15 protein-coding genes are annotated in these 22,281 nt (G+C 70.4%); 4 read left to right on the top strand and 11 right to left on the bottom strand.

Annotated elements, in window-relative coordinates:
• Positions 1-146: 146 nt before the first annotated feature.
• Positions 147-578 (top strand): MarR family winged helix-turn-helix transcriptional regulator, encoded by a 432-nt coding sequence (locus tag AC2XR2_RS05960; RefSeq protein WP_330269796.1) that lies wholly within the window; start codon positions 147-149, stop codon positions 576-578.
• 344 nt (positions 579-922) lie between these two features.
• Here the strand turns inward: AC2XR2_RS05960 and AC2XR2_RS05965 are convergent, their stop codons facing one another.
• Positions 923-1,762, bottom strand: a complete 840-nt coding sequence (locus AC2XR2_RS05965; protein ID WP_381301421.1) for an RNA polymerase sigma factor SigF — start codon at positions 1,760-1,762, stop codon at positions 923-925.
• Positions 1,763-1,977: 215 nt separating this feature from the next.
• On the opposite strand from AC2XR2_RS05965, the gene AC2XR2_RS05970 reads away from it, so the two are divergent.
• On the top strand, positions 1,978-3,174 hold the full coding sequence (locus AC2XR2_RS05970; RefSeq protein ID WP_381301420.1) for a phospholipase D-like domain-containing protein: 1,197 nt from the start codon (positions 1,978-1,980) through the stop codon (positions 3,172-3,174).
• Between the two features lie 137 nt (positions 3,175-3,311).
• Positions 3,312-4,058, top strand: a complete 747-nt coding sequence (locus AC2XR2_RS05975) for an IclR family transcriptional regulator (RefSeq protein WP_449348654.1) — start codon at positions 3,312-3,314, stop codon at positions 4,056-4,058.
• Here the strand turns inward: AC2XR2_RS05975 and AC2XR2_RS05980 are convergent.
• The 9 genes from AC2XR2_RS05980 to AC2XR2_RS06020 all read right to left on the bottom strand — a co-directional run bounded on the left by AC2XR2_RS05980 (position 4,046) and on the right by AC2XR2_RS06020 (position 15,618).
• Positions 4,046-5,173 (bottom strand): aromatic ring-hydroxylating oxygenase subunit alpha, encoded by a 1,128-nt coding sequence (locus AC2XR2_RS05980; RefSeq protein ID WP_491514504.1) that lies wholly within the window; start codon positions 5,171-5,173, stop codon positions 4,046-4,048. The two genes, AC2XR2_RS05975 and AC2XR2_RS05980, sit on opposite strands and share 13 nt — an antisense overlap.
• A gap of 89 nt (positions 5,174-5,262) precedes the next feature.
• Entirely contained in the window at positions 5,263-6,423 is a 1,161-nt protein-coding gene (locus tag AC2XR2_RS05985; RefSeq protein ID WP_491514505.1) for an NAD(P)/FAD-dependent oxidoreductase, read from the bottom strand.
• Positions 6,420-6,782 (bottom strand): bifunctional 3-phenylpropionate/cinnamic acid dioxygenase ferredoxin subunit, encoded by a 363-nt coding sequence (locus tag AC2XR2_RS05990; RefSeq protein WP_491514506.1) that lies wholly within the window; start codon positions 6,780-6,782, stop codon positions 6,420-6,422. Before AC2XR2_RS05990 ends, AC2XR2_RS05985 begins: the two co-directional genes overlap by 4 nt.
• A 148-nt stretch (positions 6,783-6,930) precedes the next feature.
• Positions 6,931-8,016, bottom strand: a complete 1,086-nt coding sequence (locus AC2XR2_RS05995; protein ID WP_491514507.1) for an S-(hydroxymethyl)mycothiol dehydrogenase — start codon at positions 8,014-8,016, stop codon at positions 6,931-6,933.
• Positions 8,017-8,305: 289 nt separating this feature from the next.
• The gene (locus tag AC2XR2_RS06000) at positions 8,306-10,681 is read right to left on the bottom strand and encodes an ATP-binding cassette domain-containing protein (protein WP_491514508.1); all 2,376 of its coding nucleotides are present in this window, start codon (positions 10,679-10,681) and stop codon (positions 8,306-8,308) included.
• Between the two features lie 54 nt (positions 10,682-10,735).
• Positions 10,736-11,083, bottom strand: a complete 348-nt coding sequence (locus tag AC2XR2_RS06005; protein ID WP_330268442.1) for a VOC family protein — start codon at positions 11,081-11,083, stop codon at positions 10,736-10,738.
• Between the two features lie 53 nt (positions 11,084-11,136).
• The gene (locus AC2XR2_RS06010) at positions 11,137-11,736 is read right to left on the bottom strand and encodes a TetR/AcrR family transcriptional regulator (protein ID WP_491514509.1); all 600 of its coding nucleotides are present in this window, start codon (positions 11,734-11,736) and stop codon (positions 11,137-11,139) included.
• A gap of 24 nt (positions 11,737-11,760) precedes the next feature.
• Positions 11,761-13,812 (bottom strand): galactose-binding domain-containing protein, encoded by a 2,052-nt coding sequence (locus tag AC2XR2_RS06015; RefSeq protein WP_449348628.1) that lies wholly within the window; start codon positions 13,810-13,812, stop codon positions 11,761-11,763.
• 156 nt (positions 13,813-13,968) lie between these two features.
• Complete coding sequence (locus AC2XR2_RS06020) at positions 13,969-15,618, bottom strand: cellulase family glycosylhydrolase (protein WP_491514510.1); 1,650 nt, start codon at positions 15,616-15,618, stop codon at positions 13,969-13,971.
• 204 nt (positions 15,619-15,822) lie between these two features.
• On the opposite strand from AC2XR2_RS06020, the gene AC2XR2_RS06025 reads away from it, so the two are divergent.
• Entirely contained in the window at positions 15,823-16,989 is a 1,167-nt protein-coding gene (locus AC2XR2_RS06025; protein ID WP_491514511.1) for a bifunctional class I SAM-dependent methyltransferase/NUDIX hydrolase, read from the top strand.
• 87 nt (positions 16,990-17,076) lie between these two features.
• Here the strand turns inward: AC2XR2_RS06025 and AC2XR2_RS06030 are convergent, their stop codons facing one another.
• Entirely contained in the window at positions 17,077-22,053 is a 4,977-nt protein-coding gene (locus AC2XR2_RS06030; RefSeq protein ID WP_491514512.1) for a LamG-like jellyroll fold domain-containing protein, read from the bottom strand.
• Between the last annotated feature and the right edge of the window lie 228 nt (positions 22,054-22,281).

The raw sequence follows: 22,281 nt of genomic DNA on the forward strand, positions 1-22,281 counted from the left end.
GGCCGACCGTGTGCAAGGACTGTGTCGGTCACGGCGGCCCACCCGGGGGCCGGGCCCGCGCCTAGTACGCTGACAGGCACCCCAGTGCCTGCGAGAGTGTGACCGTGACTGCCTTCCGCCGCCCCGCGCCCGACGAGGTCGCGCGCGTGACCACGACGGCCGCCGAGCTGCTGGAGGTCGTGTGGGGCAGGGCCTCGACCGCGCCCACCTCCGCGTCCCAGCTGCGGGTGCTGCACATCCTCGAGCACCACGACGGCATCAACCTGCGCACGCTCGCCGAGTCCCTCGCCTCGACGCCGCCGTCCACGAGCCGGCTGTGCGACCGGCTGGTGGCCGCCGGGTTCGTCGAGCGGGTGGTGGGCGCCCACGACCGACGGGAGGTGCGGCTGCACCTCAGCGGCCGGGGCCGGACGTTCCTCGCGGATCTGCGGGCGCGCCGGGAGAAGGAGTTGAGCAGGGTGCTGGCGGACATGCCGGCCGCCAAGCGGGTCGCGCTGCTGGAGGGGCTGGAGGCGTTCTGTGCCTCGGCGGCGACGCAGCTGCACGACGCCCCCGGGTCCGACAGCCGGACCGCCTGAACCGCTGTCCGCGGCACCGGTGCCACCGTCACCCCTCGGCGACGGCGCCCCACGCACGGAGCGGTCTCCGTCAACCGGAGCATTCCAGGTCCTTCCCCGCGCACGTCCGACACGGCCACTTTGTTGCCTCCTGACTATTGTTGTCAAACGGCAACAGTGCGCTTTCGCGGCCCTTACTCCGACTCGGTTACCCCGAAACGGCGCGAACTGTGATGGTTGTGTGCCATCTCTCTCGAACGGGGGGTACCGGGTCCCGTCAGGGATCTGGTGTACGACCGCGCACGCCCGCGGCGAGGGGCGTGAAGGCAGGGTGAAGACCCGGAGCGCCGACCGCGCGGCCGGGCTCAGCGGGTGCTGAGCATGCCCTCGCGCAGTCGGCCCAGCAGACGGGCGATCAGCCGGGAGACGTGCATCTGGGAGACCCCGAGGCGTTCGGCGATCTGGGCCTGGGTGAGTTCCTCGACGAAGCGCCAGTGGATGATCCTGCGGTCGCGGTCGTCGAGTTCGGCGATCATCGGCGCGAGGGCGTGGAAGTCCTCGACCAGGCCGAGCGCCGGGTCCTGGCCGCCGATGAAGTCGGCGAGCGCGCTCTCCCCGTCCTCGCTGCCGCCGATCGCCGCGTCCAGGGACGCCGACCGGTAGGCGTTGGAGGCCAGTTGCGCCTCGACGACCTCCTCCTCGGGCAGGCTCATCAGCTCGGACAGCTCCGCGGTGGTCGGCGTACGGCCCAGCCGGCTGCCCAACTCCTCGCTCGCGCGGGCCAGTTGCACCCGGGCCTCCTGCAACCGCCGGGGCACGTGCACCGCCCAGGAGGTGTCGCGGAAGAACCGCTTGATCTCGCCGACTATGTAGGGCACGGCGAAGGAGGTGAACTCCACCTCGCGGGACAGCTCGAACCGGTCGATGGCCTTGATCAGTCCGATCATGCCGACCTGGACGATGTCCTCCTTCTCCTCCGGCCCGCGGCCGCGGAACCGGCCGGCCGCGTAGCGGACCAGGGAGATGTTCATCTCGATCAGCGTGTTGCGCGCGTACTGGTACTCGGGGGTCCCCTCCTCCAGCACCGCGAGCTTCTCGAAGAACAGCTTCGACAGTTCCCGAGCGTCCTTGGGAGCGACCTGGGACGGGTCGGTGATCTCCGGCATGTCCACCGTCTGTCCGGCGGTCCGCACGGTCGTCGCCATGATGTGCCCCTCCCACTGTGTCGCCATTCCTGAGCCGGTCCGGCGACCGACGATCAGCCGTCTACCCCCGCCCCTCACGCATATGCCGGTGCTTTCCGGATCTTGCGCGAACGGGGTACGGCACCCGGGAGTGAGCCCGGGTCGGCCGGGCATCCGCTCTCCGGGCCCGCCCGGCGGCCCGCCACCGACCGACCTACCCCCACGGGAGATCCGGCGTGATCCTCGATGACAGACCCGCGACCCCGGCTTCCGACGCGGAGGCCCGCAAGCGTCGGCTGCGGCGCCGCCTGGAGCGGCTGATCGGCGTCGCCGCCACCGAAGGCAACGAGCTGGTCCCCCTGCGCAACGGCGACCGGATCTTCCCCGCGATGCTCGGGGCGATCCGCTCGGCGCGGCACACGATCGACATGATGACGTTCGTCTACTGGCGCGGCCAGATAGCCCGCGACTTCGCCGCCGCGCTCGCCGACCGCGCCCGCGCGGGCGTCCGGGTCCGGCTGCTGCTCGACGGTTTCGGCGCCAAGGAGATCGAACCGAGTCTGCTGGAGCTCATGGACACCGCCGGTGTGCAGGTGGCCTGGTTCCGCAAGCCGGTCTGGCTGTCGCCGTTCAAGCAGAACCACCGCTGCCACCGCAAGGCCCTCGTGGTCGACGAGCACACCGCCTTCACCGGCGGCGTCGGCATCGCGGAGGAGTGGTGCGGTGACGCCCGCGACCCCGGCGAGTGGCGGGACACCCACGTCCAGGTGCGCGGCCCGGCCGTGGACGGCATAGCCGCCGCGTTCGCCCAGAACTGGGCCGAGTGCCATGACGAACTCTTCGACGACCGCGACCGGTTCACCGAGCACCGCCAGGCCGGCTCGTCGGTCGTGCAGGTGGTGCGCGGCTCCGCCAGCATCGGCTGGCAGGACATGCAGACCCTGATCCGGGTGATGCTCACCTCCGCCGAGGAGCGCTTCCGGCTCGCCACCGCGTACTTCGCGCCCGACACCTACTTCGTCGACCTGCTGTGCGCGACCGCCCGGCGGGGCGTGCGCGTGGAGATCCTGCTGCCGGGCCCCCACACCGACCAGCGCGCCTGCCAGCTCGCCGGTCAGCAGCACTACCGGCGGCTGCTGGAGGCGGGGGTGCGCATCCGGCAGTACCAGCCGACGATGATGCACGCCAAGATCATCACCGTGGACTCGGTGGCCTCCCTCATCGGCTCCACCAACTTCAACCGCCGCTCCATGGACCACGACGAGGAGGTCATGCTCGCCGTCCTGGACGAGACGTTCACCGCCGCACTCGACCAGGACTACGAGGCCGACCTGGAGCACAGCGTGGACATCGAACTCGCCCGGTGGAAAAGGCGGCCGGCCCTTCAGCGCGCCAAGGAGGCCGCCGTCACCCCGATCCGGCGCTTCCTGTGAACGGCCCCGCCGCAGGCCGGGAACCCGGGAGCCGACGGAGTCGCGGTCGCAAACACGCCGTATCGCAGGGTGCGTATAGTTGCGTTGTGAGCAACTACAACCCGGACAACGAATCGACAGGGTCGTCGAGCGGTGGAGTGCAGTCCGTCGACCGGGCCATTCACGTACTGGAGATCCTGGCCCGTCGGGGCGAGGCCGGCGTCAGTGAGGTCGCCGCGGAGATCGACGTCCACAAGTCCACGGCGTTCCGGCTCCTGGGGGCCCTGGAGGCGCGTGGCCTGGTGGAACAGGCGGGCGAGCGCGGGAAGTACCGGCTCGGATTCGGGATCGTGCGGCTCGCCGGCGCGGTCACCGGGCGCATCGACATCACCCAGCAGAGCCGCCCGGTCTGCGAGGACCTGGCCGAGGAACTCGGCGAGACCGTGAACCTCGCGGTGCTCCAGGAGAGCTACGCGGTCAACCTCTACCAGGTGCGCGGCCCCGGCGCCGTCACCGCACAGAACTGGGTCGGCCAGCTGACCCCGCTGCACGCCACGTCGAGCGGCAAGATCCTGCTGGCCCACCTGTCCGAGAAGGAGCGCTCCGCGCTGCTGACGGAGACCGGCCTGAAGAAGGTCACCCCGCGCACCATCACCGCGAAGACCAAGCTCGAGCGGAACCTCGCCGAAGCCCGGGAGCGCGGGTACGCCTGGGCCCTGGAGGAGCTGGAGCTCGGTCTGCACGCCATGGCGGCGCCGGTGCGCGACCGGGACGGCGAGGTCATCGCGGCGCTCAGCGCCTCGGGGCCCGCGTACCGGCTCTCCGAGGAGCGCCTGCACGAGCTCGCCCCGGTCCTGGTCAAGGGCGCGCAGGAGATCAGCCACCGCATGGGTTACCTGGGCTGACCGCCCAGCCGGGCCTGCACCCAGTCGTGGAACTCGCCGATGTGGTGCTCGCTGGGCACGAGGACGCCGCCCTTGGCGTAGAGCCGTGAGCTCATCCCGGGCTGGGTGCGCTCGCAGGCGTCGAAGTCCTGCCGGTTGACCCGGTCGAACAGCTCCACCGACCGGCTGACGTCCTTGCCGCTCTCGACGACGTGCGGAAGGTACAGCCAGTCGCACTCGACGACCGTCCGGTCCACGGCCGTCGGGTACATCCGGTGGACGATCACGTGGTCGGGCACCAGGTTGACGAACACCTGCGGCCGCACCGTGATCGCGTAGTAGCGGCGGTCCTGGTCCTCCGAGACACCGGGCAGCCGGTCCAGGCCCTCCGAGCCGTCCACGGTGAAGCCCCGGACGTCCTCGCCGAACTCGGCGCCGTGTCCCACGTAGTACTGGGCGGCATAGCCGTCGGCGAACTCCGGGAGCACCTCGGTGAGTTCGGGGTGGATCGTCGCGCAGTGGTAGCACTCCATGAAGTTCTCGATGATCAGCTTCCAGTTCGCCTTCACGTCGTAGACGATCCGCCGGCCGACGCTGAGGTGGTCGAGGTCGTAGCGCTCGATCGACTCGGTGTCGCCGAGCCGGGTGATCACGTCCTGGATCACCTCCTCGAAGGGCGGCGGGTCCTCGGCGAGGCACACCCAGACATAGCCGAGCCACTCGCGCACGGCCACGCTCGCCAGGCCGTACTCGGTGCGGCCCACGTCCGGCATCTTCGTCAGGTTCGGCGCCGCGACGAGCTTGCCCGTCAGGTCGTACGTCCAGGCGTGGTACGGGCATTGGAAGGCCCGCTTGACCTCGCCGGACTCCTCGGTGCACAGCTTGGCGCCCCGGTGCCGGCACACGTTGAACCAGGCGCGGATCGAGTTGTCCCGCGCGCGGGCGACGAGAATGCTCTCCCGGCCCACCTGCACGGTCTTGAAAGCGCCGGGTCGGGGCAGGTCGTCGGCGCGGACGGCGCAGAACCACATCGCTTCGAAGATGCGCTCCTGCTCCTGGGCGAAGATCCCGGGATCCGTGTAGGAGGCGCCGGGGAGGGTGGCGATCAGACTGTCCGGCAGGCTGGTCGAGGTCACAGGGCACTCCTCGGGGACGTCGTGGACCGGTGAAGCACGCCGGGGCCGGAGCGGGGCGGCGTTCTGAGCGGAGCGGCGGCGGCGAACTGTCAGGCCACGGCGGCGAGTTGCTTGCGCCAGCGCATGAACAGCCGCGGCTGGTTCATCCCGAGGACGGCGACCGGATGCCCGGCGCGCCGGTAGACGGCCAGGACGTTGCGGTCGTCCCGGGCACCTTCCTCGATCGTCACACTGTCGGCACCGGCCGCGTGACCGGCGAACTGGATCCTGACGCCGTACTGGTCGGACCAGAAGTACGGCGGCCTCGGCGCGGCCGGTTCCACCGCGCCGCCGGCCAGCAGCGCGGCCACGGCCGCGTCGGGCCGCTCCCGGGCGCCGGTCCAGTGCTCGACGCGGCGGTGCAGGCCCGCGCGCGGGTCGTACCAGGAGGCGCAGTCGCCGACCGCGACGACTCCGGCCAGGGCGGTGCGGCCGTCGCTGCCGCAGACGACGCCGTCGGTGAGTTCGATGCCGGAGCCCGCGAGCCACTCGACGCACGGGCGGGCGCCGACGCCCACGACGACGAGGTCGGCGGGCAGGCTGCGGCCGTCCTCCAGCAGGACGGCGTCCACGCGGCTCCCGCCGCTCAGCCCCTTGACCCCGACTCCGCACAACAGCCGTACGCCGTGGTCCGCGTGGAGGGCGGAGACGATCCCGCCCATGGTCGCGCCGAGCGGCCCGGCCAGCGGGGTGGGGGCGGCTTCGACGACGGTCACGTCGAGTCCGAGGGCGTACGCGGTGGAGGCGACCTCGGCGCCGATGAAGCCGCCGCCGATCACCACCAGGCGTCCGCCCAGGGCGAGTTCGTCGCGCAGGGCGCGGGCGTCGTCCAGGGTGCGCAGGGTGTGCACCCCGGCGAGGCCCGCGGTGCCGGGGAGGGTGCGGGCGGCGGCGCCGGTCGCGATGACGACGCCGTCCGCCCGTACCTCGCTGCCGTCGGCGAGCCGTACGGCGCGCTGCGGGCCGTCGAGGCCGGTGGCGCGGACGCCGAGCAGCCAGTCGGCACGCAGGTCCTCGTCGGCCGGCTCCAGTGCGAGGTCCGCCTCGCCCAGGGAGCCGGCCAGGAACTCCTTGGACAACGGCGGTCTGTCGTAGGGGCGGTGGAGTTCGTCGCCGATGACGACGAGCCGTCCGTCGTAGCCCCGCTTGCGCAAGGAGCGCGCCGCCGACAGGCCGGCGAGCGAGGCGCCGACCACGGCGACGGTTTTCACGCGGGTCCCCCGGCGAGCCGGGCGGCCACACAGGGCGGCAGGTTGGGCGCGTCCGTGGAGAGCTGGACGTAGATCATCCCGTCCTCGACCCGGACCTCGTGGGTGCGCACCGGGCGCTTGGCCGGCGGGGCGTCGACGGCACCGGTGCGCAGGTCGAACTTCGAGGCGTGCAGCGGGCATTCGACCTCGCAGCCCTCCAGCCAGCCGTCGGCGAGCGAGGCGTCCTGATGGGTGCAGGTGTCGTCGATGGCGAAGACCTCGCCGTCGTCGGTGTGGAACACCGAGACCGGCGGATCGATGTCGAGCCGGTAGGCCTCGCCTCGGGGGATATCCACGAGACGGCACGCGGGAATCATCATGACACCTCGGTGCGTATAGCGAAACGGATTGCGGTGAACGCAACGTCAGTGTGGGGGCGCCCGCAAACCCTTGTCAAGGAGTCCAGAAGACGGACACATACGGGGTTCGAGGTTGCTTCATGCGCAACGCTGTGCGCGATGGAGAACGTCACAGCACCACCACGGAGCGCAGGACCTCACCGCGGTGCATCTTCTCGAACGCCTTCTCCACGTCCCCGAGGCCGATGGTCTCGGAGACGAAGGCGTCGAGGTCGAAGCGCCCCGACAGATAGAGGTCGATGAGGGCCGGGAAGTCCCGCGAGGGGAGGCAGTCGCCGTACCAGGACGACTTCAGCGCGCCGCCGCGGCCGAAGACGTCGAGCAGCGGGAGTTCCAGCTTCATCTCCGGGGTCGGGACCCCGACGAGGACGACCGTGCCGGCGAGGTCGCGGGCGTAGAAGGCCTGCTGGTACGTCTCCGGGCGGCCGACCGCCTCGACGACGACGTCGGCGCCGAAGCCGCCGGTCAGTTCGCGGATCGCCTCGACGGGGTCGTTCTCGCGGGAGTCGACGGTGTGGGTGGCACCCATCCCCGGGGCCCGCTCCAGCTTCCGCGGGTCGACGTCGACGGCGATGACCTTGGTCGCGCCGGCGAGGCGGGCCCCCGCGACGGCGGCCATGCCGACCCCGCCGCAGCCGATGACGGCGACGGAGTCGCCGCGGCCGACGGCGCCGGTGTTCACGGCGGCGCCGAAGCCCGCCATGACCCCGCAGCCGAGCAGTCCCGCGGCGGTCGCGGGGGCCGCCGGGTCCACCTTGGTGCACTGGCCGGCCGCGACGAGGGTCTTCTCGGCGAAGGCGCCGATGCCGAGGGCGGGGGCGAGCGGGGTGCCGTCGAGCAGGGTCATGGGCTGGGTGGCGTTGTGGGTGGCGAAGCAGTACCAGGGCTTGCCCTTGCTGCACGCCCGGCAGGTGCCGCACACCGCGCGCCAGTTGAGGATGACGAAGTCACCGGGTTCGAGGCCGGTGACGCCTTCCCCGACGACTTCGACGCGTCCGGCCGCCTCGTGCCCGAGCAGGAAGGGGAAGTCGTCGTTGATCCCGCCCTCCCGGTAGTGCAGATCGGTGTGGCAGACCCCGCACGCCTCGACCTTTACCAGCGCCTCGCCGGGGCCGGGGTCGGGGACGACGATCGTCTCGACGGAGACCGGGGCGCCCTTCGCCCGGGCGACGACAGCACGAACCTCATGAGCCATGGGTCACTCCTTCGACTGCACTCTCGGTTGCCTCATTCGCGACACGTACCGCTATGCGCAACCGAGCATCGGGGAGCCCGAGCCGGGGGTCAAGAGGTCGGTTCCGGCCGGGGGAGGGGGACGACGGTGACGGGACCGCGACGGCGCACCGCCCCCGCGAGGGACACCCGCCGTTCCCGGCCCGCCCCCGCCAGGGAGGCAGGCACACCCGCCGTCCCGCAACACGGCCCCGCCGGGGCGGCAAGCACACAGGCCGCCCCTGACCCACCACGGGAGCCGACCCCCGCCGTCACTCCCCCACGTACGCCGCCAGATGCTCCGCCGTCAGCGTGCCGCGCGTGGCCACCAGTTCCGCCGGTGTCCCCTCGAAGACGATGCGGCCGCCGTCGTGGCCCGCGCCCGGGCCGAGGTCGATGATCCAGTCGGCGTGGGCCATGACCGCCTGGTGGTGCTCGACGACGATGACGGACTTGCCGGAGTCGACGAGACGGTCGAGCAGGCCCAGCAACTGCTCCACGTCGGCGAGGTGGAGGCCGGTGGTCGGCTCGTCGAGGACGTAGACGCCGCCCTTGTCCCCCATGTGGGTCGCCAGCTTCAGCCGCTGCCGCTCACCCCCGGACAGCGTGGTGAGCGGCTGGCCGAGGGTGAGGTAGCCGAGCCCGACGTCCGACAGGCGCTCCAGGATCCTGTGCGCGGCCGGCGTCCGCGCCTCACCGGTGCTGAAGAACTCCTCCGCCTCCGTCACCGGCATCGCGAGCACCTCGCTGATGTCCCGCCCGCCGAGGTGGTACTCCAGCACCGAGGCATGGAACCGCTTCCCCTCGCACTCCTCACAGGTCGTCGCGACCCCGGCCATCATCGCGAGGTCGGTGTAGACGACCCCGGCACCGTTGCAGGTCGGACACGCCCCCTCGGAGTTCGCGCTGAACAGCGCCGGCTTCACACCGTTGACCTTCGCGAACGCCTTCCGGATCGGTTCGAGGAGTCCGGTGTACGTCGCCGGGTTGCTGCGCCGCGAGCCACGGATCGCCCCCTGGTCCACGGACACGACCCCCTCCGCGGCCGGGATCGACCCGTGCACCAGCGAGCTCTTGCCGGAGCCCGCGACCCCGGTGATCACGGTCAGCACCCCGAGCGGGATGTCGACGTCGACGTCCTGGAGGTTGTGCGTGTTCGCGCCCCGGATCTCCAGCGCGCCGGTCGCCTTGCGGACCGTGTCCTTGAGGCCGGCCCGGTCGTCGAAGTGCCGCCCGGTGACGGTCCCGCTCCCCCGCAGCCCCTCCACCGTGCCCTCGAAGCAGACCGCACCGCCCGCCGTACCGGCACCGGGGCCGAGGTCGACGACATGGTCGGCGATCACGATCGTCTCCGGCTTGTGCTCCACGACCAGCACCGTGTTGCCCTTGTCCCGCAGGCGCAGCAGCAGGTTGTTCATGCGCTGGATGTCGTGGGGGTGCAGCCCGATCGTCGGCTCGTCGAAGACGTAGGTGACATCGGTGAGCGAGGACCCGAGGTGGCGGATCATCTTGGTGCGCTGCGCCTCACCCCCGGACAGCGTGCCCGAGGGCCGGTCCAGGGAGAGATAGCCGAGCCCGATCTCCACGAACGAGTCGAGGGTCTCCCCCAGCGCCGTCAGCAGCGGCCCGACCGAGGGTTCCTTCAGTGCCCGCACCCACTCGGCGAGATCGCTGATCTGCATCGCGCAGGCGTCGGCGATGCTGATCCCCTTGATCTTCGAGGACCGGGCGCCCTCGTTGAGGCGGGTGCCCTCGCAGTCGGGGCACACCATGAAGGTGATCGCCCGGTCCACGAACTCGCGGATGTGCGGCTGCATCGACTCGCGGTCCTTGGCGAGCATCGACTTCTGGATCCGCGGCACGAGACCCTCGTAGGTCATGTTGATGCCCGCGATCTTCATGCGGGTCGGCTCGCGGTACAGGAAGTCCTGGAGCTCGCGCTTGGTGTACTTCCGGATCGGCTTGTCCGGGTCGTAGAAGCCGGACTCGCTGTAGAGCCGGTACCCCCAGCCGCCGGCCTTGTAGCCGGGGATCGTCAGCGCGCCCTCGTTGAGCGACTTGGAGTCGTCGTAGAGCTGGGTGAGGTCGATGTCGTTGACCGTGCCCCGGCCCTCGCAGCGCGGGCACATGCCGCCGACAATGCTGAAGCTGCGCCGCTCCTTCACGGTCTGCCCGCCGCGCTCCACGCTCACCGCGCCCGCCCCGCTGATGGAGGCGACGTTGAAGGAGAACGCCTTGGGCGAGCCGATGTGCGGGGTGCCGAGTCGGCTGAAGAGGATGCGCAGCATCGCGTTGGTGTCGGTGACGGTGCCGACGGTGGAGCGCGGGTCGCCGCCGAGGCGCTGCTGGTCGACGGTGATCGCGGTGGTCAGCCCGTCGAGGACGTCGACCTCGGGCCGGGCGAGCGTCGGCATGAAGCCCTGCACGAAGGCGCTGTAGGTCTCGTTGATCAGCCGCTGCGACTCGGCGGCGATGGTGTCGAACACCAGCGAGCTCTTGCCGGAGCCGGAGACTCCGGTGAAGACCGTGAGCCGGCGCTTCGGGATCTCGATGCTGACGTCCTTGAGGTTGTTCTCGCGCGCCCCGTGCACGCGGATCAGGTCGTGGCTGTCAGCGGCGTGCCGGTCGCCCGAAGTGGCCTTGCCCATGGTCTTTCGTCCTCCCGTTTCGACGACTTCGAACACTATGTCGAGGCGCGCGTCTCAGCGCAGCTCCTGGACCCGGATCATGTTGCCCGCGGGGTCGAGGAAGGCGCAGTCCCGCACGCCGTACGGCTGCTCGATCGGTTCCTGGATCACCTCGGCGCGGGCCTGGAGCCACTCGAAGACGGCGTCGAGGTCGGGGGTGGTGAGCAGCAGCCCGGGGCCGTCGCCCGCCGGGTGCAGCACCACCGAGGTGTCGGACCGGCCGGCGGGACCGACCGTGATCCGGCGCGTCCCGTCCCGGCCGACGTCACCGCGGACCTCGAAGCCCAGCACGTCCCGGTAGAAGGCCAGGGAGGCCTCCGGGTCGTCGTGCGGGAGGAAGCTCGCCCGAAGGGTGATGTCCATGTGCGCCACGCTAGCCACGGCCCCCGGCCGGCGCTTCTCGAATCCTGACCGGTCTACCCGTCCCGGCGCACCAGCCCAGCGATGTGCGCGGTGACCGTGTCGAGGATGTCCGCCCAGGCCGCCGCGTCGCCGAGGACCAGGTAGTTCAGGGTCAGCCCGTCGGTCATCGCCGCGAGATAGCGGGCCAGGACGGACACGGGCACCCTCAGCTCCAGCTCCATGTCCTTGCGGAGCTGCTCGATGAGCTCGGCGTAGGCCTCGCCGTACAGCTCGTACTGGCGTCGGGCCAGGTGCTCGAAGCCGGGCTCGCGCAACGCGTACTGGGTGAGCTCGTAGGTGAGCATGTGCGCCTCGGGGTTGGCGCGGACGTGGTCCCAGTAGGCCCGGAAACCGGCGGCGACGGTCTCCTCCAGGGTGGCCCTGGGGCGCAGCGCCTCCTGGACCACGCTCACCGAGTGGTCGGTGAGCGTGGTGATCACGGCTTCGAGGAGGGCCTGCTTGGAGTCGAAGCAGTAGTGGAAGACGCTCAGGGACACCTCGGCCTCGGCGGCGATGGACCGGGTCGTCGTCTTCGCGACGCCGTCCCGGGCCATCGCCCTGATCGCCGCTTCCGTCAGCTGTCTGCGCCGCTCGGCCGACGGCATGCGTGCCATGGGTGTTCCTCGCTGTCGAACGGATCAGCCGCTGTGGACGCCGACCTCGTAGAGCGAGTATCCCCAGTCGGTGCCACGCCCCAGGCCGTGCACGCGGACGTAACGGGCCGGTGTCCCCGCGAACTTGGCGGTGTCGAGACCGCCGTCGCCCGAGGTGGTGGACCAGGCGGTGGTCCAGTTGGTGCCGTCCGTCGACAGCTCGATCCGGTACGCCTTGCCGTACGCCCGCTCCCAGTCGAGCGTGACCTTGGAGACCAGGTTGGTGGAGCCCAGGTCGACCTGCCACCACTGGTCGTCGCTCCAGTCGCTCGCCCAGCGGCTGGAGTCGTCGCCGTCCACGGCCCGCCCCGGCTGGTAGCTGGTGAAGGGGTTGGACTCGGACGAACTGGCCGTGGCCGTATGCCCGTTGGCGAGGTTCACGGACGCCTGGTGCCGCTCGGAGGCGCCCCACGTGTCGAGGTAGGACTCGGCGCCCCGGAACAGGTCGTCGACCACGTCCTGACCGCCGACGAGCCGGATGTCCTCGATCCAGTCGGGGATCAGGCCGACGTGCGCGGCCCCGTCGGTGTTGAAGTCGAAGGTGCGCTGCCCGGAGACCTGCTTGTCGATCACCGAGCCGCCGTCGACGCTCTTGAAGGGGTACGTCACCTTGTTCGCGGCGTTCGCCCCGCGCGGTGCCGGGTGGTCGCCGATGCCGTTGAAGTCGGTGCCGTAGCCGTATCCGACGCCGTACTTGTCGCGCAGGGCGTTCGTACGCTTCGCCTCGGCGGCGAACCCCTCGGAGCCGTGCATGTACTGGGCGACGAACCCGCCCAACGAGTAGACCCGCTCGGTCCAGTTGAGGTCCATCCAGCTGTGCGAGGAGAGCACACCCGGGTAGTTGGCGGCCTCGAAGATGTCGAGGACCTGGCCGGTCGCCTTGACGCTCATGTGGTCGATCTCGAGCATCATCTTGCGTTTCATCATGCCCCGCACGGCGTACTCGCCGAGATCGGTGAGCCCGCGGACATTGCACTGCGCGGCCTTGTCGTACGACGGGACCTCGACGCCGGCCGGCAGGTCCTCCTCGGCCTCGGAGGCCGCCGTGCCGATGGGGTTGTCGTGCTGCGGGCCCTTGCATGCCTCGGTCTGCCAGAAGGTGCCGGTGGACAGGAACTGGCCGACGTTGATGGCGGTTCCGAGGCCACCCTCGTCGAAGCGGACCCCGCACAGGGCGTTGTCGAACTTGTGGCACAGGAACATGGAGCGCACACCGAGCCCGTACAGCTCGTCGAGGCCCTTGTCGATGTCCGCCTTGCTGCACTGCCCGATGTCGAGGATCTGCTTGCAGCCGAACGGCTCGGAGGTCTCGACGCCGAGAACGACGGCCAACTTGCCCTGCTGGATGACCTGTCGGGCCTGTGCGCTGTCGGTGACGATCCGGAACCAGCCCTTGCCGGTGCCGCCGTACATCTTGTCGACGTAGGCCTGAAGGTCGTAAGTGAGCTTGGCCTGGAGGCGGATCGAGGTCATCTCGTCACAACCGCGGTCCTTGAACGGGTAGACGGAGCAGATCATCCCGTTGGTGACGAGGTCGTTGACGAGCACCCGCTGGCCGCCGCGCCAGGCGCGCTCCACCCAGGCGTAGTAGTTGGCCTGGTGAGTCATCGAGTCGTACGCCGGCCAGTCCTTGAAGGTGGGCCAGCCGGTCGGGTCGTGCTTGCCGTCGCCGCCGTGGGTGATGTAGTCGAAGATCGCCAGGGTGCCGTCGGGGTAGTGCTCGGGGCAGTCCTTGAGCGCGTCGGCGACCCCGGCCTCGGAGAACACCTTGCCGCAGATCAGCCGCCCGCCGAAGGCCTCGTTGGAGAAGAGGTGGTTGTGCGCGTCGACGAACCCCTTGACCTCACCTGCCGAGTTGGTGCCGGTGAAGGGCGCGCCGGTCACGTTGACCTGGACGTCGGGGGTGGGCCTGGCGGTCGGTGTCCACCAGTCGGTGGCCGCCGAGCTCGGCGTGGGGCCGAGGATCGCGGCCAGCACCAGGAAGAGCACGGAGACGACAGTGAGGTTCTTGCGTCTGCGGCAGGAGCGTCCAGTCACGGCCCACGTCCCTCGGTCGGCGGGGGCGCCGTCGACCGAGGGCGTTTTGACTGCCCTTGGGATTGTCATGACCGGCGCAATATGTGCGTCGAGGATCGCGACTGAGCGCGTTCCGAGTCAAGAGTCCGGGACAGTTGACCTGATACCCGGGGTACATCAACCGTTCACGCAGGCCGCCCCGTTGAGGGTGAACGCGCTCGGCGCGGTGTTCGTGGACCCCTTGCTGCCGATGAAGCCGACGGTCACCGAACCCCCGGCGGGAATGGTGTTGGTGTACGAGGCCGGAGTGACGGTCACCGAGCCACCGCTCTGCGCGGCGGTGCCGCCCCACATGGTGGACACGGTCTGCCCGTCCGCGAAGGAGAAGCCCAGCTTCCAGCCGGTGACGGCGGCCGTACCCGTGTTGCGGATGGCGATCTCGCCCTGGAACCCACCGGGCCAGTCGCCGACGACGCGGTAGCCGACCGAGCAGCTTCCGGCGGGTGTGGCGGTGGTGGTGACGCTCACCGTGGCCGAGCGGGCCGACTTGTTGCCGGCCGCGTCCCGTGCGTAAACGGCAAAGGAGTAGGCGGTGTTGGCGCTCAGGCCGGTCACCGTCACCGAGGTGCCGGTGGCGGAGGCGACCGTGGTCTCGGTACCGCCGCTGACGCGCACGACGTCGTAGCCGGTGACGCCAACGTTGTCAGTGGACGCCGTCCAGGTGAGGTGGGCGGAGGAAGCCGTCACCGCGGACGCGGTCGGCGTGCCGGGCGCGGTCGGGGCCTGGGAGTCGGTGGAGCCGCCGGCGAAGACCGTGGCTTCCTTGGCGGTCTGTGCGATGCCGTTGGCGCCCGTGAAGATGCGCTGACCCCACGCCGTCATCTGTGCCGGGTCGAAGTTGAGGACGAGGTCGAGGATCGGGTCGGTGTTGCCGCTCCAGGACCAGGCGAGGTAGCCGAGCTTGAGCTGTTGGGCGGTCGCCATCATGGTGTCCTCGTCGGGATCGCCCCACTGGTCGGCGGGGCCGCCGAACTCCCCGATGAGGATGGGCAGTTTGGCGCTGACGAAGGCGTTCAGGTAGTCGGTGATCTCGGCCGCGGTGTCGAAGACGCTGTACATGTGGATGGAGAAGATCAGGTTGCCGGTGGTGTCGGCGGCGTACACGGACTGGGCGTTGGTGCGCATGACCTGCTGCCAGTCCTGGCCCCAGTTGGGCGCGTCGACCATGATCGTGTGCTCGAAGCCGGCGTTGCGGAGCTTCTGGATCGCGGCGATGGTCGGGGCGGTCCAGCCCGCGGGGTCGGTGTTGCCCCAGGGCTCGTTGCCGATGTTGATGACGATGTAGTTCTCCTGGCCGGCGAGCACGTTCTTCAGGCCGATCCAGTAGTCGGCGGCCTGGTCGAGGGTGCCGGCGGCGCTCTCCTCGCCGTAGCCGGTGGTGTCGTGCACCTCCAGGACGCAGATGAGCTTGTTCGCCTTGCACTGGGCGATGACGTTGGCCACGTCGGTGGCGCTGTTGGCGGTCCAGCGGTGGCCGTCGGCGAGGACCACGCGGACGGTGTTGGCGCCCTGCGCCTTGATGTCGGCCAGCGAATCCAGCTCGTTGGGGTACCAGGTGTGGGCGTGGTTGACGCCGCGCATGACGAAGTCGTTGCCGTTGCCCTCGACCAGGCGGCCGTTGCTGATGTGCAGACCGGTGGCCTGGGCGCCGGGCTCGACGGCGGCGTGGGCGGTGCCGGGGACGAGGGCGCCGAGCACCACGAGTCCGATGAGGGCCGCCAGCCTGGCCAGGAAGCGGCTCCAGGGGCTCTTTCGTGTTCTTCTCACTGCGGCTCCAGGGGTGGGTGAGGCAGTCGAAAAGGGCATGGGAGCGCTCCCATAGAAGCCACTCTGCCAAGTACACGTCAAGACACGCGACGGCAAAGGGCGGTGCGCGGGGCGGGACATGGGCGGGGCGTTGGGCGGTACGCGGGGTGGGACATGGGCGGGACATAGGGTGGCGAACCTCGATCACCACGCCCTGGAGGCACCTTGACCAGCCGCCCCGTCGACCCCGACGCCGTGAACGCCGAGGCCTGGTACGCCTACGGCGACCACCATCTGCGGCGCGGCACGGTCCTGCCGGAGCCGGAGCGGTTCGACTGGGGCTTCTGGGGCACGGGGCCGGGCGCGGAGATCCTCGGCGAACTCGCCGGGCGACGGGTGCTGGACCTCGGCTGCGGCCCGGCCCGGCACGCGGCGCACCTGGTCCGCACGTACGGCGCCGCGGTGGACGCGGTCGACTCCTCCCCCACCCAGCACGAACGGGCCCGCGCCCGCTACGCCTCGCTGCCCGGCCTGCGCCTGATCAGGGCCGACGCCGTCGAGCACCTCGGCTCGACGGAGCCGTACGACGTCGTCTACTCCGTCAACGCGGTGCCGTACATCGACCCCCGCCGCCTGCTGCCCGCCCTGGCCGGGGCCCTGCGCCCCGGCGGAACGCTCTGCTTCACGGTGCTGCACACCAACTCCCGCGGTAACGGCCCCTCGACGGCCGTCGAGTCCCGCCCCGAGGTGCTGCGGCTCGCCGGGGGCGGCGAGGTGGACGTGCGGATGTGGGTGCTGACACCGGAGCTCTGGACGGACCTGCTCGCGGAGCACGGGCTGCGGGTCGAGGGCATCGACGTCCTCGACGCACCGGAGGAGGGCAACCACGCGTCGTACCGCGTCTTCCGGGCGACCCGCCCGGTCCGGGTCTCCTCCCGCCCGCGCGGCAGCCGCCCTCCCGTCCCGCACGCGGCGATCGGGGTCGGCGCCATCCTCCACGGCCCCCGCGGACTGCTCCTCGGCCGGCACCGGCACGGCACCTGGGAGCTGCCCGGCGGCACGGTGGAGCCCGGGGAGTCGCTGGAGGAGACGGTCGTGCGCGAACTCCGCGAGGAAACGGGGATCGAGTCCCGCCCCACCGACGTACGGCTCCTGGGCACGCTCCTCGACGACGTCGACGGGGTGGTCCGGATGACCGTCGCGACCGAGGTCACCGCCTGGCGGGGCGAACCGTCCGACCAGCCCGACGAACGCGTCGGCGACTGGCGCTGGTTCCCCCTGGACCGCCTCCCGGAGAACCTGTTCGTGTGCAGCGCCCAGGGCCTGACGGCGTGGCGCCCGGAGCTGCCGATCGACCATGCTGCGGCGCACTTCACGCGGTACGCCGGCTAGTCGTGGAGCGGCCCCGGACGGTTGGCGGGCGCGCCGGGAGACGGTCGTCTCCCGGCGCGCCCGCCGCTCAGAGGCGCTCGGCGGACGTCACAGCAGTTGTCTGTTCAGAGCGTCGGCCTCCTCGGGCGTGAGCGCGTAGTTCCAGGCTTGGACGTGGCTGACGGCGCCGGGTGTGAAGTCGGTGGCCGCTCCGTCGTACTTGCCACGGCCGACGGTGAAGGGACCGGATGAGCTCCAGGAGACGGCTCCGGTGGCGGTGGCTGCGAGGGCACCGTTGACATACAACTTCGCCGTCCGGGTGGTGGCGTCGTAGGTGCCGACGAGATCGGTCCAGGTGCCCGCGGTGGCACCGGAGGAGTAGGCGTTCCAGAACCCGGCGTCGGCGGTGTCGCTCTGGCTGAGGCTGAACGACCAGCCGGGGGTGCCGCCGGCGGCGTTGTACTGGAGCATGAAGGGGCTGGTCTGGCTGCCGTCCTGGGCGGCGATCGTGGCGTTGTGGGTGGGCAGGGACGACAGCTTGACCCACGCCGAGACGGAGTAGCTGCGGGTGGTGTCCAGCGCGCCGGCACCGGTCGTGGCGCAGCCGCTGGTCCCGTCGAGGCTCAGCACCTCACCACGGGTCGTGTCGTTGGTCCAGGTCGTGCCTCCGCTCAGGGTCAGCGGATTGTTGCCCACCGTCGTGTCGGGCATCGCGTAGGCGGTGTCGGTGGGCGCGGTGTCGTTGGCGAAGGTGTAGCCGTCGCCGTCGTCCAGGTTCCAGCTGTGGTGCGGTGAGTCGTAGACGCCGACGATGGCCCCGAAGCCCGCGTTCTTGGGGTTGAGGTGGTCCCAGCTGTCGGCGCCCGGCGCGAGCTTTTCCTCACCGTTCGTGGTGTCGATCGTGGCCAGGGTCGCGTCGATGTCGGTGACGAAGACGGGCGGGGTGTCCCACCACCCGCCGAGGTTGTAGCTGCGCAGCCAGTCGTTCACCGCCGAGCGGTACTGGTCGACGGTCGTGGTGCACGGGTCGTTGACCGGGGACGCTGTCGTGGTGCCGCCGCCGGTGTAACCGTCGCAGGGGGTGAGGGTGCTGACCGTCGTGCCGATCCCCCAGCCGGTGAGCTGCTGGACGAGGGCGGTGTAGCCGTTGGTCTCCAGGTCGACGTCGGTGCGGCCGCCTTCCAACACGTCCTCGAGTCCCTCGTAGAGGAGGACGCTGTTCACGCCCGGCTGGTCGAGTACGTCACGGTCGATACGGGACAGGAGCGAGGGGCCGGACGCGGGGAAGGCGCCGTCGGCGTAGTCGCTCATGAGCTGGTTCGCGGAGAGGCTCTCGGAGATCTCGCCGGAGGTTTGGTCGGTGGAAGCGTCTGCGCGTTGCAGCACGTCGTCGATCTGCGTGCCGCTCGGCATGGACTCGGGGCGCGAGGTGTCGAACTCGCCGTCCCCGATGATGGCCCTCGTGGGAGCGCCGGCGGTCGTGACGTCGACGTCGGTGAGCAGATGCGTGACCGGGGTGCCTTCCCACTTGGAGCTGGTGAACGGGTTCCCCGTGGTGTCGGTGGTCTTGTCGCCGGTGCCGGGGTCGGCCAGATACTCCAGGCCGGTGTTGGCAGCGGTGTGCCAGACGATCGCGTTGACCGAGTTCGACAGGAAGTACGAGACGAGCAGGAATCTGTTCCGGGTCACCGGGAAGGGCAGCGGGTCGCTGTAGATCATGCCGCCGGCGGGCACGGTGACACTCTGGCTGCCCGAGAAGGTCAGCGAGGTGGGGGTGCCTGCGGGCACCGAGGAAGGCTCACTGGGATCGGGCACGGTGTCGGACGATGTGGCGACGGTGACGTGTCCGATGGACAGCTTCGATGAGCCCAGTGCGTTGTCCAGCTTGATGCGTACGGTGCTGCCGGACACGGAGGGGCGCAGCGCGACCCGGAAGGTCTGGTTGCCGAAGGGCCCCATGTCGCCGTCCTCGCCCTCGCTCGGGCTGCCCCAGGCGCCGGTCCATGTCTGGCCACTCGGGGCGGCCACATTGGTGCCGTTGGACTCCGTCGTGCGCACGGTGGTGTTGCGCGTGGCCAGGGAGAACACATGCAGCGACGGCGTGTGGTTGCCGATCTTGTTGCCGACGTCGGGCAGGGTGACCGACGCGATGGTCCTGGAGGGGTCCAGGGGGACGGAGAACGCGTACAGCCGCCGCTTGCTGGCGGTCTGGCCGCTCGCGTTGTTGCGGTGCGGGAGGATCACCGCGGCGATCGAATCGTCGGTGACGGTCCAGCCGGGCACCGTCAGGGCGTACGAAGTGGACGTGCCGTCGGTGTAGTTGACCGTGCCGGTGGCGGCGCACGGCCCGTCGGGCGTGGTCCCGGTGAAGCAGTAGGTACCGGTCACGGCGCTGCCGGCGGGCACGTACGGTGCGGTGGCCTGACCGTTGATGGCGCCGGGGTCGGTGAAGTTGGAGTACGACGACGAGGCCAGGAACTCCAGCGCGTTGCCGGAACCGCTGTAGGTGACGGTCTGGTTGGCGGCCAGCACGTTGTCCTTCTGCCCGGCCCCGAAGGCGGGCAGCGTGAAGGTGGCGCCGTCGATGGTGACCTTGCCGCCGGACGTCCAGCCGACGTTGTTCAGGTCGGTGGCGGAGTAGCTGCTGCCGGTGCCGTCCATGTCGGCCTGCGACGGAGTGGCGTCAGCGCTGATGCCGGTGTTGTTGTAGCAGGCGGTCAGGCTCGCGCAGGTGGTCGGGGTGTGACCGGTGGCCAGGAAGCGGTAGGGGTGGGTGGCGGAGAAGTCGCCGGCCGCGTCGATGGCGTAGACGTACAGCGTGTGCGGGCCGGGGGCGTACGGAGTGACGGTCACCTTGCCCGCGTTGCTGGTGGCGGGGACGGTCTGGGAGGCCGGCGGGCTGACGGTGGGGTCGAGGCCGACGTCGAGCGAGTAGACGAACTTCGTGGCACTCGCGCCGCCGCTGGTCGCCACGTCGAAGGTGCCCGCGGTGCCCGCCACCGCACCGGCCGCGCCCCCGTTGTCGGTGTCGGGGTAGAGGCTGTTCTCCGAGCTGACGGTCGGCTCGTCGGGGGCAGTGGGCTGGGCGACGAAGTGGCACGTCGAGGAGTAGGCGGTGGTGTCCTCCCCGTCGGTGACCTTCGCCTGCCAGTCGACGATCTTGCCGTTGGTCAGGGCACTGGTGAAGCTCGAAGGCAGCGAGGCGGTGGCGTAGCTGCCGCTCGCGAGATTGTCGCCGCTGAGCACGGTGGCCTTGGTGGTCGAGCCGTCCACCCAGTACTGGAAGGTGGCCTGAAGCTTGTCGCCGTCACCGTCACTGACCTTGGCCTTGAGCACCGGCGGGGTGGAGGCGATGGTCTTGCCCATGTACGGGTACGGAGCGATGGTGTCGCAGCCCGCCGAGTGCGCGCCGGAGACGGCGGACATGGTGCTCACGGCCGGCACGTTCGGGATGGTGTTGTAGAAGATCTCCAGGCTGGGATTGTCGGCGAAGCGGGAGAAGCCGGACGCGTTGTGGGCGTCCTCGGCCGAGTCCTCCTTGAGCGTGACGGCGAACGTGGAGGAGTGCCCGAGGGCATCGGCCTTGATGGGAGTGAGCACGTTCAGCCCGTGCGTGACGTCACCGTTGGAGGGGCAGTAGGTGGGATTCCAGGCACGGGCGTACGAGGCCGACGTGGAGTAGCTGTTGAAGCCTGGCCGGTTCGACCAGTCGGTGCCCTTGCCGAAGCCGCCGGACCAGTGGAGGTTGACGGTGTAGCTGCTGGAGCAGGAGGCCGAGTAGACCTCGGTGGCGTTCACGGTGGCGGTGTTGATGTGCGCCCCGTAGAGGGTGGACGACAACTTCCACTGGTACAGGGCGTGTTCCAGACCGGCCGCGCAGTCGCCCTCCGACCAGCCGTTGTAGCCCACGCCGAGCCGCCCCGAGTCGGACAGCGCGTCGGTCTTGTCGTAGAACGAGGTGTTGGGGCACCCCTGCTTGATCTCGTCGAAATGCGGGGCGGCCGGGTCGTACGGATGCCAGTTGAAGGTGGGATCCACGTACAGCGGGAACACCGACCCGCGGCTGGTGAGGAGCCGGGTGTCCGGCTTCAGAACGAGTGACTTGGCGGAGGTGCTCAGTCCGACCGGGGCAAGGCGGGCGGCGAGCCCCGGGTGGCCGGCGTCCGAGGCGTCCGCCGCGACCTTGGCGCCTGGGGTCACACGGGCCGCGTGGGCGGGTCGCAGGGTGGTGTTGGAGTCCCACATCTGCGCGGCCGGGGCGTCCAGCACATCGCGGCCGCGGGTGTCCAGCAGGCTCAGCCCGCCGTCCGGGGCACGGCGAAGTCCGCCTCCGGTGACCGTGGTGCCCAGCCTCAGGGACTTCACCGCGGGATCGGCGGCCGCCGCCCTGTTCTTGACCACCAGGGTGTCGGTGAACCCACCGGCCGCGGTGGCCGCCACCACCAGGTCCACGCCGGGAAGTGCGTCACGGTAGGTGGCCGTCGTGTCCTTGACGACCGGGGCCGGCAGCCGCCCGGGCCAGGCGACGGACATGGTCGCGTGCCCGTAACTGGTGCTGACGAGAGGCGCGTTGCCGCCCGCGGAGAACGAGACGCTGCCGTACGCGGTCGCGGCCGGGGCCAGGCGCCCGCCCGCGGCGGGGCGCAGCCGCAGGTCGATCGGCACCCAGCGGCCGTGCTGCCTGGTGCGCACCGGCTTGGGATTGCTGTCCAGTTCGAAGCCGCCCCGGGGCAGCGCCCTCACCTGCTGCACCGGGGTGGTCAGGGCGGCGACCGCGACCTTGTTCCCGGAGCTCCGCGCGGCGGCGCCGGCCCGTTCCATGGCGCGGCGCTCCGCCGGGGTGGGACCGAACCCGTCAGGGAGCGTAGGCAGGTTGGGGTCCTTCACGGGATGACTCGCGCGTGTCTCTGCCGTCTTGCCTGTGGTGGTCGGGGCCGAGGAGTCGCCGGCCCGTCCCTGACCGGCGGTACGCGCCTGCGCGGGCGCGACGCCGACCGCCAGGGCCAACGCCACCAGGCCGGTCAGCGCGGCCCGTCTCGCGCGCCATGACCCGTGACGACCGCCGCGCATGCGGTGAAGGTGCATGAAGAATCCTTTGCTCGCTGCTCCCGGGTGACAGCAGACGAACGTAGGAAGTGCGGCGCCTTCCGACTAGATGGAATGAGGCAGGATTTGAGCGCCCTTGCCAGCAATCCTGCCCATATTCGATCACATAGCTTTCGCAAAGCTATGCCCACGAACTGGTTCTCGCGGCTCGGCCCGTCGTTTCGCCGGGATACGTTCCCGCTCGTTTCGAACACAGCGGCAGCACAG

Source organism: Streptomyces sp. LS-MS-L19, from assembly GCF_058382285.1.

What these genes read in the sequence shown, in the direction of transcription:
- AC2XR2_RS05965 (WP_381301421.1), bottom strand. Translation starts at nt 1,762, where the DNA reads ATGGCGACGACCGTGCGGACCGCCGGACAGACGGTGGACATGCCGGAG.
- AC2XR2_RS05990 (WP_491514506.1), bottom strand. Translation starts at nt 6,782, where the DNA reads ATGATGATTCCCGCGTGCCGTCTCGTGGATATCCCCCGAGGCGAGGCC.
- AC2XR2_RS05995 (WP_491514507.1), bottom strand. Translation starts at nt 8,016, where the DNA reads ATGGCTCATGAGGTTCGTGCTGTCGTCGCCCGGGCGAAGGGCGCCCCG.
- AC2XR2_RS06000 (WP_491514508.1), bottom strand. Translation starts at nt 10,681, where the DNA reads ATGGGCAAGGCCACTTCGGGCGACCGGCACGCCGCTGACAGCCACGAC.
- AC2XR2_RS06005 (WP_330268442.1), bottom strand. Translation starts at nt 11,083, where the DNA reads ATGGACATCACCCTTCGGGCGAGCTTCCTCCCGCACGACGACCCGGAG.
- AC2XR2_RS06010 (WP_491514509.1), bottom strand. Translation starts at nt 11,736, where the DNA reads ATGGCACGCATGCCGTCGGCCGAGCGGCGCAGACAGCTGACGGAAGCG.
- AC2XR2_RS06030 (WP_491514512.1), bottom strand. Translation starts at nt 22,053, where the DNA reads ATGCACCTTCACCGCATGCGCGGCGGTCGTCACGGGTCATGGCGCGCG.